This window comes from Streptomyces sp. NPDC094147 (genome assembly GCF_044764265.1).
Classification (GTDB): Bacteria; Actinomycetota; Actinomycetes; order Streptomycetales; family Streptomycetaceae; genus Streptomyces.
On the sequence record NZ_JBIWHT010000026.1, the window covers coordinates 85,158 to 95,768 of the forward strand.

9 protein-coding genes and 1 pseudogene are annotated in these 10,611 nt (G+C 67.1%); 8 read left to right on the plus strand and 2 right to left on the minus strand.

From position 1 onward, the window contains the following. Positions 1-5 precede the first annotated feature (5 nt). Positions 6-1,607 (minus strand): phage tail sheath subtilisin-like domain-containing protein, encoded by a 1,602-nt coding sequence (locus ACIQ8J_RS28695; RefSeq protein WP_403277228.1) that lies wholly within the window; start codon positions 1,605-1,607, stop codon positions 6-8. A gap of 444 nt (positions 1,608-2,051) precedes the next feature. On the opposite strand from ACIQ8J_RS28695, the pseudogene ACIQ8J_RS28700 reads away from it, so the two are divergent. Beyond that, a pseudogene (locus ACIQ8J_RS28700) lies at positions 2,052-4,241 on the plus strand (ATP-dependent Clp protease ATP-binding subunit); the annotation flags it as partial. Positions 4,242-4,254: 13 nt separating this feature from the next. Here ACIQ8J_RS28700 and ACIQ8J_RS28705 read toward each other — a convergent pair. Further along, positions 4,255-5,013: a hypothetical protein gene (locus tag ACIQ8J_RS28705; protein WP_403277227.1), complete on the minus strand. Its 759-nt coding sequence runs from the start codon at positions 5,011-5,013 to the stop codon at positions 4,255-4,257. Between the two features lie 442 nt (positions 5,014-5,455). Here ACIQ8J_RS28705 and ACIQ8J_RS28710 point away from each other — a divergent pair, with 442 nt between their 5' ends. From ACIQ8J_RS28710 to ACIQ8J_RS28740, 7 genes are all read left to right on the plus strand, one after another. After that, positions 5,456-5,836, plus strand: a complete 381-nt coding sequence (locus tag ACIQ8J_RS28710; protein ID WP_403277226.1) for a transposase — start codon at positions 5,456-5,458, stop codon at positions 5,834-5,836. Next, on the plus strand, positions 5,823-6,329 hold the full coding sequence (locus tag ACIQ8J_RS28715) for a hypothetical protein (RefSeq protein ID WP_403277225.1): 507 nt from the start codon (positions 5,823-5,825) through the stop codon (positions 6,327-6,329). Before ACIQ8J_RS28710 ends, ACIQ8J_RS28715 begins: the two co-directional genes overlap by 14 nt. Positions 6,330-6,338: 9 nt before the next feature. Then, positions 6,339-6,707, plus strand: a complete 369-nt coding sequence (locus ACIQ8J_RS28720; RefSeq protein WP_403277224.1) for a hypothetical protein — start codon at positions 6,339-6,341, stop codon at positions 6,705-6,707. A 272-nt stretch (positions 6,708-6,979) separates the two neighbouring features. Continuing rightward, positions 6,980-7,213, plus strand: coding sequence for a hypothetical protein (locus ACIQ8J_RS28725; protein WP_403277223.1), 234 nt, complete (start codon positions 6,980-6,982; stop codon positions 7,211-7,213). Positions 7,214-7,353: 140 nt separating this feature from the next. After that, entirely contained in the window at positions 7,354-8,286 is a 933-nt protein-coding gene (locus ACIQ8J_RS28730) for an IS110 family transposase (protein WP_403607970.1), read from the plus strand. Between the two features lie 250 nt (positions 8,287-8,536). Next, complete coding sequence (locus tag ACIQ8J_RS28735; RefSeq protein ID WP_403277221.1) at positions 8,537-9,370, plus strand: IS3 family transposase; 834 nt, start codon at positions 8,537-8,539, stop codon at positions 9,368-9,370. 247 nt (positions 9,371-9,617) lie between these two features. Then, positions 9,618-10,421 carry a transposase family protein gene (locus ACIQ8J_RS28740; RefSeq protein WP_403607972.1) on the plus strand — a complete coding sequence of 268 codons (804 nt, stop codon included), beginning with the start codon at positions 9,618-9,620 and terminating at the stop codon, positions 10,419-10,421. Positions 10,422-10,611 lie beyond the last annotated feature (190 nt).

The window sequence follows — 10,611 nt, forward strand, 5'->3', positions numbered from 1 at the left end:
GCGGTCTATTCCGCGCTCGGCGACTCTTGTGCGATTCGGAACACGACGAACTCAGCAGGCTTGACGGGCGCCACACCGATCTCGCAGATGACCTGACCCGCGTCGATGACCTCGGGCGGGTTGGTCTCCGCGTCACACTTGACGTAGAACGCCTCCTCCGGCGTGCCGCCGAAGAGGGCGCCGTTGCGCCATTCGTTCGTGAGGAACGCGGCGATGTTGCGGCGGATGGTGGCCCACAGCCGCTCGTCGTTGGGCTCGAACACCGCCCACTGCGAGCCCAGGTAGACCGACTCCTCCAGGTAGTTGAAGAGGCGTCGGACGTTCAGGTAGCGCCACGACGGGTCGCTGGAGAGGGTGCGGGCGCCCCACACGCGGATGCCACGGCCGGGGAAGCTGCGGATGCAGTTGACGCCTGCCGGGTTGAGCTGCTCCTGCTCGCCCTTGGTGACCTGGATGCCGAGGTCGAGGGCGCCGCGCAGGACCTCGTTGGCGGGGGCCTTGTGCACGCCGCGCGCCTCGTCGTTGCGGGCCCACAAGCCGGCGACGTGGCCGGACGGCGGCATCAGGAAGCCCTTGCCACTGGACGGGTCGGCGACCTGGATCCATGGGTAGTAGAGCGTGGCGTACTTCGAGTCGTAGCCCGCCTCGTTCTGGCGCCACTCGTGGACCTCGGTGGGGTCCATGTCCGGCAGCGGGTCGAGGATGGCCATGCGGTTGGCCATGTTCTCGCAGTGGTTGATCATGGCCATCTGGATGGCCATGACCTGCTCGCGGCTGACGTTGCCCGCCTGGTAGGCGGCCATCAGGTCCGGGGCCATCACCATGGTGATGTCGTCGATGGCCTCCAGGCCGGACAGGCCGGAGCGGTCGTTGACCTTGCCGACGTACTTGCCGACGACGTCCTTGGCCACGACCTCGCCGCCCGAGGCGTTGCCCTTCGGGGTGGCCGGCAGGGCCAGCGAGGAGGAGTCGGGCAGCGCGAGCGCGGTGCCGGCGGTGGGCGCCTCTTCCACCATGACGAACTTGGAGCGCTCCTTGACCTGCGTCACCACATACGCGGCCGAGGCCCTGTCGGCGGAGACGTCGAACGTTTCGGTGGCCGAGCCGTCCACCTTGACGGTGAAGGTGAAGACGTCGTCCGAACCGCCGTCGGCGGCCTTCGCCTTGTCGGCCGCGGCGCCCGTGGCCCGCTTGGTCTTCGGGTCGGTGGGCTTCTTCTGTACGTCGACCGAGATGTTGCGGCCCGTCGCGGCCGGCAGGGCCGCCACCCGGAAGCCACCGAGCACCTGCGCCGGGGCGGAGCCGACGGTCTGGGCGCTGTCGACGGCGTCGCCGTTTGCCGACTGCCCGCCGACGCGGACGACGTAACAGTTGCCGCCGCCGTTGGCGAAGTAGCCGTAGACGGAGTGCGCGAGGTAGGAGCCCTCGACGAATTCACCGAACGTGTTGGTGAACTGGGCCCAGTTGGTGACCCGGACCGGCTCGTTGAGCGGCCCCTGCTCGGCGAAGCCGACGAAGGCGGCTACTGCGGTGCCGACGCCCTCCACGGGGCGGGAGCCGCCCGTGCTCTCTTCCACAAATACGCCGGGGGACAGGTAGGTGGCCATCCAGCACTCCTTCTTGATGAGTTATCCCGAGGATGAATCCAGTTAGCGGGCTGCGCTTTCCTCGCGGGAAACCACGAGGAAAGGAAACTGCTACCCATTCGCCGGGGCTGGAGACGGTTCTCTTGCCGCACGACTGGCTGTTCATTGCCAGCTTCGGACCGTGGATTCTGTCCATGAGCATCGTCGGGGATTCGACGCCGTGTCAAACGAGATCAAGCATTCTGGAAGCCTGACGGCGTTTTGTCTTCCATGGTCCTGCGCGGATCAACCTTTGGCCTACGACGGGCTGTTACTCACCGCCGATTTCAGTTGAACCATAGATGATCAACCTCTGGATACAGGAGTCAACTTTCTCTCCCGGTTCGTCCGGAGCGTGAGACGGAGACTGAGGCCTTGTATGCGTGCGCGCGGGCCACACTGCGCGACGGGAACGAGACGAGGAGGCGCCGGGTGACCACTTCCGATGCGGACGGCCAGTGCGAGGCATTGGAGAAGTTCGGTACGGACTTCACGGCGGCCGCCCGCGAGGGCAAGCTCGATCCGGTGATCGGCCGGGACCAGGAGATCCGCCGGGTGGTGCAGGTCCTGTCGCGGCGTACGAAGAACAACCCGGTGCTGATCGGCGAGCCGGGTGTCGGCAAGACCGCGGTGGTCGAGGGCCTGGCCCAGCGCATCGTGATGGGCGACGTACCGCAGTCGCTGAAGAACAAGCGGCTCGTCTCGCTGGATCTGGGCGCGATGGTCGCCGGCGCGAAGTTTCGCGGCGAGTTCGAGGAACGGTTGAAGGCAGTCCTGTCGGAGATCAAGGAGAGCGACGGGGAGGTCGTTACGTTCATCGACGAGCTCCACACGGTGGTCGGCGCTGGCGCCATCGGGGATTCCGCGATGGATGCGGGCAACATGCTGAAGCCGATGCTGGCCCGCGGTGAGCTGCGGATGGTCGGCGCGACCACGCTGGACGAGTACCGCGAGCGCATCGAGAAGGACCCGGCGCTTGAGCGCCGCTTCCAGCAGGTCCTGGTGGCCGAGCCGAGCGTCGAGGACACCATCGCGATCCTGCGCGGGCTCAAGGGCCGCTACGAGGCCCACCACAAGGTGCAGATCGCGGACGGCGCGCTGGTGGCGGCCGCCACCCTCTCCGACCGGTACATCACCTCCCGCTTCCTGCCCGACAAGGCCATCGACCTGGTGGACGAGGCCGCGTCCCGGCTGCGCATGGAGATCGACTCCTCGCCCGTCGAGATCGACGAACTCCAGCGCGCCGTCGACCGGTTGAGGATGGAGGAGCTGGCCCTCAAGAACGAGACCGACGCCGGTTCGCTCCAGCGCCTGGACAAGCTCCGCAAGGACCTCGCCGACAAGGAGGAGGAGCTGCGCGGGCTCACCGTCCGCTGGGAGAAGGAGAAGCAGTCCCTCAACCGGGTCGGCGAACTCAAGGAAAGGCTCGACGACCTGCGCGGCCAGGCCGAACGCGCCCAGCGCGACGGTGACTTCGACACCGCCTCCAAACTTCTCTACGGCGAAATCCCGGCCCTCGAGGAGGAGTTGGAGAAGGCGGCCGAGGCCGAACGAGAAGCCGCCCGCTTCCTCGGCCCCGACGAGCAGATGGTCAAGGAGGAGGTCGGTCCGGACGACATCGCGGATGTGGTGGGTGCCTGGACCGGCATTCCCGCCGGGCGCCTGCTGGAGGGCGAGACGCAGAAGCTGCTGCGCATGGAGGCCGAGCTGGGCCGGCGCCTCATCGGCCAGATGGAGGCCGTCCAGGCCGTCTCCGACGCGGTGCGCCGCACCCGGGCCGGCATCGCCGACCCCGACCGCCCCACCGGCTCCTTCCTCTTCCTCGGCCCGACGGGCGTGGGCAAGACCGAGCTGGCCAAGGCGCTCGCCGACTTCCTCTTCGACGACGAGCGGGCCATGGTCCGCATCGACATGAGCGAGTACGGCGAGAAGCACTCCGTGGCGCGGCTCGTCGGCGCGCCTCCCGGTTACATCGGTTACGAGGAGGGCGGCCAGCTCACCGAGGCCGTGCGCCGCCGCCCGTACTCCGTGGTCCTCCTGGACGAGGTGGAGAAGGCCCACCCCGAGGTCTTCGACATCCTGCTCCAGGTCCTGGACGACGGCCGCCTCACCGACGGGCAGGGCCGCACGGTCGACTTCCGCAACACGATCCTGATCCTCACCTCCAACCTGGGCAGCCAGTACCTGGTCGAGCCGCTGACCTCGGAGGCCGAGAAGAAGCAGCAGGTCCTGGAAGTGGTGCGGGCGTCCTTCAAGCCCGAGTTCCTCAACCGCCTGGACGACCTGGTGGTCTTCTCGGCGCTGACCAAGGACGAGCTGTCCCACATCGCCGAGCTCCAGATCGGCCGACTGGCCAAGCGACTGGCCGACCGCAGGCTCGCCCTGGAGGTCACCCCGGCCGCCCTGGAGTGGCTCGCCGACGAGGGCAACGACCCGGCGTACGGAGCGCGCCCGCTGCGCCGCCTGATCCAGACCGCCATCGGCGACCGGCTCGCCAAGGAGATCCTGGCGGGCGAGATCAAGGACGGCGACACCGTCCACGTCCATGCCGAAGACGACCGTCTGCTGATGGGATCGGGGAGTCGAACCCAAGAGACGGGGTCTGACGAGGTCTGACCCGACGCGGTCGTCAGACCTCCCACACGCGGCTCACGGTCCAGGGACTGGTGCTCGTACCGACATCGATGCCCTTCGGCGGTACGAGCGCACGGGGGATGACGTACTCCAGCTCGGCCGCGGCGACGCTATGGCCGGTGCCCTGCGGACTGATGGTGTGTTCCTTGTGCGGCTTCCCCCGGGCCCACACCGCCAGGGGGTTGCGCTGCTTGTTCCATTCGACCCGGATCCGGACCGTCGCGTGGTTCCCGTAGTGAAGCGCCCCTTCGCCGTACGACAGGTTGTCCGACCGCTCGTGCCCCAGGTTGCTGGTGTGATTGCTGGCCTTCTCCCGTTTGTACGTGACTCCGACCGTCGCGCTCCCGCCGATCTGCTGGAGACCCATCAGGGTGCCCGCGGTACCGGTCGCCGAGAAGGTCGGCCCGGTGGCCAGTGTGGTGCTGTCGGCCAGTGAGCCAGCCGCCTTGTGAGCCGTGCCCATGCTGGCTTTCGTCAGGGAGACCGGTCCGGCGGGATGCTCGTCCGGCAGCAGGGAGATCCACACCCGGCAATGGTAGGACCATGTGTGGTTGCTGCCCGTCAGCTGCGCCACCAGCTTCGCGCTGCGCCCGATGAAGCTCGTCCCGAGGGCGATGAGCCGCTGGCCCGACAATGCCTGTTCCAGGAGCGCGTAGGACTGCGGGGTCCGCAGCGCCTCGGGGAGCCTTTCGTACACCTTCGTGAAGAGCTCGGTATCGACGTGCAGGTTCAGGACCTGGCTGCTGAGGGGCAATGGGCGGGCGGGGACCGGCGGGGTCGCCGTGGGCGCGGGGGCTGGGGAGCGGAATGCTTGCCGGTTTCGAAGGTTGCGCTCGAATTTGGTACTGCATACGGATCCGGGCATCGGTCACCACCGCACCGTCGATATATCTAACTGGTCGTCAGAAGTGTGGCACGGTATTCCGATGCGTCCGAGAGGGCGAAAGTCCTGAATAGTCATCCCGTGCCCTGTCGGGCCCGCCCCGCGGCCGGGAAAATTCGGGGCGGTTGCCCGTCCGGATGACGTCGATGATCCTTGGTGCTGCACGTTGAGCCCGTTGAATAGTCGGACGCGGGGGCCGAGCGCAGGAGTCCAGTGGTGTCGCCGCGAGCACGCAAGAGAGACTCTTTGAATCCTGTGGCCCCGGACGGGCGAGCACCGCCACCGGCTGGCGGAGCGAGGGACAGGACAGGCCATGGATGTGGTGGAAAAGCGGTGCGGTGGCGCCGATCTGAGCAAGGCGGATGCCAAGGTGTGCATCCGGGTGCCGGGCACCGGCAAGCGGGCCCGTTACGAGGTCCGTACGTTCTCCACGATGAACGACGGCCTGCTGGAACTGCGGGACTGGCTGGTGGAGAACAAGATCACCTGGATCGGGATGGAAGCCACGGCGTCGTACTGGAAGCCGCTGTTCTACCTGCTGGAAGCGGCCGAGGGGATCGAGCCGTGGTTGCCGAACGCCCGGCACATCAAGACCGTGCCGGGCCGCAAGACCGATATGAAGGACTGCCAGTGGATCTGCAAACTGGTCGAACACGGCCTAGTCCGTCCTTCCTTCCTTCGTGCCGCCGCGTGACAGCCGCCAGCTGCGGGACCTGACCCGGTACCGCACCGAAACCGTCCGCGACCGGACCCGCGACGTGAACCGGCTCGCGATGTTCCTGGAAGACGCCGGGTTCAAGCTCTCCTTCGTGGTCAGCGACATCACCGGCCGCTCCGCCCGGGCCATGCTGGACGCCCTGGTGGCCGGCGAACGCGACCCGCGGGTACTGGCCGGTCTCGCCCTGGGCAGCCTGCAGGGCAAGGTCCCGCTACTGACCCGTGCCCTGACCGGCAGCTTCAGCGAACACCACGCGTTCATGGTGGCCTCGATGCTGCGCGCGATCGACGAGGCCGACGACCGGATCGCCCGCCTGAGCGAGGAGATCGGCCGGCAGCTGAGGCCGCTGCAGCAGCAGGTCGACCTGCTGATCACCATTCCCGGGATCAGCCTGACGCTGGCCCAGGTCCTGATCGCCGAGATCGGCGTGGACATGGGCCGCTTCGCCACCGCCGGGCACCTGGCGTAGTGGGCCGGGATGTGTCCGGGCAACAAGGAGTCGGCCGGCAAACGGCTGTCCGGACGCACCCGGCACGGCGACACCTGGCTCAAGACTGCCCTGTTCATGGTCGGCGCCGCCGCGGCCCGCAGCAAGAAGACCTACCTGGGCGCGCAGTACCGCCGACTGGTCCCGCACCGCGGCACGAAACGCGCGACCCTCGCGGTCGGCCACTCCATCCTGATCGCCGCCTGGCACATCCTCCACAACCAGGTCCCCTACCACGACCTCGGCCCCGACCACTTCACCAACCGCCTCGGGAAACAACGCCAGACCCGGCGCCTGATCGCCCAACTCACAGCCCTCGGCATGGACGTCACCGTCACCCCACGCGAACTGCCCGCATGACCTGCAGCATCACACCTGGGCGCGGGGCATTTTCAAGAGAGTCCCGATGTCCCTGACAGGATGCCCGCGCGGGCGTGAAAATCGGTGCGGTGGCTGTCCGCCGACGTCGATGCTCGCTTGGGAACGTGCGCCCGCAAGAGAGTCTGCAGAGGCGGCCGGTCGAGGGGTTGCACAGTGCCGCTGCGAGCGCGCCGGTTAGATTCTCCGTTCCCTCCAGGCTGCCCGGGCAGCCACCGCCGCAGAGGGGTGCCGCTGGTGAAGGAGGCCAGGCGATGGATGAGGCATCGGAAGAGCTGACTGAAGTGCTGTTGGAGCGCGTGGCCGCGATCGACATCGCCAAGGCGTCGGGGGTGGTGTGCTCGTGGGTTCCGCACGATACGCGGGAGGGGCGGCGGATCCAGCAGGTGTGGTCGGTCGGCGCGACGACCAACGCGATCCTGGAGCTGGGCGATCGGCTGGTCTGCCAGGGCGTGCAGCGGGTGGTGATGGAGGAGACGTCGAGCTAGTGGAAGCCCTATTTCTTCCTGCTGGAGGCCCGGGGCCTGGAGTGTTGGCTGGTCAACGCCCGCCAGGTGAAGAACGTCCCCGGCCGGCCGAAGACCGACAGGCTGGACGCGGCGTGGCTGTGCAAGCTGGCCGAACGGGCATGATGACCCCCTCGTTCGTGCCGCCCGCCCCGGTGCGGCGGCTGCGCGACCTCACCCGCGCCCGCGCGGTCTTCACCCAGGAACGGTCCCGGCACAAGCAGCGCGCGGAGAAGCTCCTGGAGGACGCGCAGATCAAGCTGACCACGGTGGCCACTGACGCCTTCGGCGTCCCGGGACGGGCCATGATGGACGCCATGACCGCGGGTCGCCGTGATCCGCGGGAACTGGCTCGGCTCGCCAAGGGGCGCATGACCACCAAGTATGACGCCCTGGTGGAAGCGTTGACGGGGAACTTCAACGACCATCACGGCTACCTGCTGAAAGTGTTCCTGGACACCATCGATCATCTCAGCGCGCAGATCGCCGACCTGGACCGGGAGATCGAGACAGCCATCGCCGAGCTGCCCGGCCCCGACAACGCAGGCAGCGGCACTGCTCGGGGTCCGGGCATCATCGAGTGCCTGGATGCCATCCCCGGCGTGGGTCCCCACACCGCCCAGATCCTCCTGGCCGAACTCGGCCCGGACATGCGTGCGTTCCCCACCGCCGACCACCTCACGTCCTGGGCGAAGCTGTGTCCGCGTACGGTCCAGTCCGGGGCTAAGAACGGCGCCGGCCGCACCGGCAAGGGCAATCCCTGGCTCAAAGCCCTGGGCGAGGCCGCGATGACCGCCGCGCGCACCGACACCTTTCTCGGCGCCCGCTACCGAAGACTCGTCAAGCACATGGGCCACGCGAAGGCCTTGGTCGCCGTCGCCCGCTCGATCCTGGTCATCGCCTGGCACCTGATCGACGACCCCGACGCCGCCTACCACGATCTTGGCGCCGACTGGCACCAACGACATCTCGACCCAGCCCGCAAGACCCGCGACCTCGTTCGCCAACTCGAACGACTCGGCCACCAGGTCACCCTCGTCCCCACCGCCGCCTGAAGATCCGTCACGGAGCCGTCCGGACGGCTCCGCCGCCCGGACGTTCACGCCTGCCCGGTTCTTGATCTATTTTCCGGTTAGCTGAAGCGGCTGCGCCGGGAGCTGGCGGAGGCGAAGAAGGCGAACGAGATCCTGGTGAAAGCCGCGGCCTTCTTTGCCAAGGAGATCGTGAAGTAGGCGAGTTGTGCCGCTTCATCAACGCGGAGAAGGCCACCGAGACCAACCCCGGCGGATACAGCGTCGCCTTGCTGTGCAGGACCTTGCACGTGCCCCGCTCCGCTATTATAGCTGGCTGGACGCGCGTCCGGCTGCGGCGGTGCGCCAGGCGGCCGAGGACGAGCTCGCCGCGGAGATACGGCAGATCCACGCCGATTCCCGGGGCGCCTACGGTGCCCCGCGGGTGCACGCCAAGCTGCGCCGGCAAGGTCGGAGGATCAGCCGGAAGAAGGTCGAGCGGCTCATGCGTGAGCGTGACATCCGCGACATCACGCGCCGCAAGCGCCGCCATCTCACGCGGCAGGATTCCAAGGCCGCACCCGCCCCTGACCTGGTCGGACGTGACTTCACTGCCCACGAGCCGGGCCGGAAACTGGTCGGGGACGTCACCCATCTGCCGACCCTCGCCGGCTGGTGGTACCTCGCCGCGGTCATCGATCTGGCGACCCGCGAGGTGATCGGGTACGCGATGGCGGACTATCATCGCGCCGAGCTCGTCGTCGACGCGTTGGAGATGGCTGGCCTGCGCGGTGAGCTGAAGCCCGGCTGCATCATGCATACCGATCGCGGATCGGAGTACACCAGTGGCCAATTCCGCCAGCAGATAAGGGAGTTGAACCTGAGGCAGAGTATGGGCAGAACCGGCATATGTTGCGATAACGCCGCAGCGGAGAGCTTCTTCGGCCTGCTCAAAGCGGAGATCGGTACCACCGTCTGGGAATCCCACGAGACGGCCCGCGCAGACATCTTCCGCTTCATCGAGGTCGAGTACAACCGCACCAGGCTCCGCAAACACCCCGAGTTCCGGTACGTCATCCCACTCGAAACGAGGACCCTGCTGCAACCAGACCTCACCCCCGCAGCATAGACATCCACTGTCCAAGATTGCGGGGGAACTTCACGTGTGAGATTCCTGTGAACCCTGGTAGAGCCTTCCCTGCCTGGGCTAGATGGTCAGCTCGCGTCGTACAGGTCATCGGCCTGGACCGCGACAAGCGGTCGGAGTCCCGGGAGTCGTGGTTGTCTGCCCGTGAACCTCTTTCATCCTGCTTCTGAGGAGTGAAGGTGCAGGTCAGGTGGGTTGTTGGTGACATGGCGGAGCCCCCGTCGTTGGTGTGGTGATTCCACTCATCACATCGACGCCGGGGGCTTCGTTGGTTCCGTATCCTGCCATGCTCGATGTCCCGCACGGGCTCGTCGAGCACGTCGCGTGGTTGCTGTACGCCCGCAGACGGGAGATCAACTCTCCCTGGCGCAGGCTGGGTTGCTTCAAACAGGCCCTCCTCGCCCTCGCTCACCTGCGGAAGAACGAGACGTTCGCGCAGGTGGGCGCTGGATTCGGTGTCTCTGAAGCAACCGCCTGGCGGTACGTCGACGAGACCCTCGATGTGTTGGCCGCCTGGGCCCCGGGCCTGCGCGAAGCTCTTGTCGGACTGGGTGAAGGCGACTTCGTCGTCGTTGACGGCACCCTGATCCCCACCGACCGCATCAAAGCTGACGAGCCGTACTACTCCCAGAAGCACGGGAAGCACGGCATGAACGTGCAGGTCATCGCACGTCCGGACGGCACACCGCTGTGGTTCTCCCGAGCGATGCCGGGCCGGACCCACGACCTGACCGCGGCCCGTGCTCACGGCATCATCCAAGCCTGTCTGACCAGGGAAATCCTCGTCCTGGCCGACCGGGCCTACCAAGGCGCCGGCGCCACCGTCCGCACCCCCTACTACCACCACCGCGAACAACCAGAGCACTACCAGCAGTACAACCGCGACCACGCCCGACTGCGCGCACCCGGCGAGAGGGCCTTCGCCAGACTCAAGACATGGCGCTTCTTCCGCAAGGCACGTTGCTCAACCAACCGCATCAGCAGATATGTTGCCGCCATCCACACCCTCCTGAACTGCGACTATTCAGGATGAAAGAGGTTCCGTGCCGTGCTCTGCGTTTTGCTGGCGCCGGGGCGAGACTGGCATGGGGGCCGGTGATCGAATCGAAGGGGTACGAGGATGGCTCAGCCTAATGGGACGTATCGGGTCGTAGAGACTTGATGTTGTAGCCGCCAGCAGGTGAGCACTTTCTCTGCCGGAGCCTTTGAGCTCTGGGGTCAGA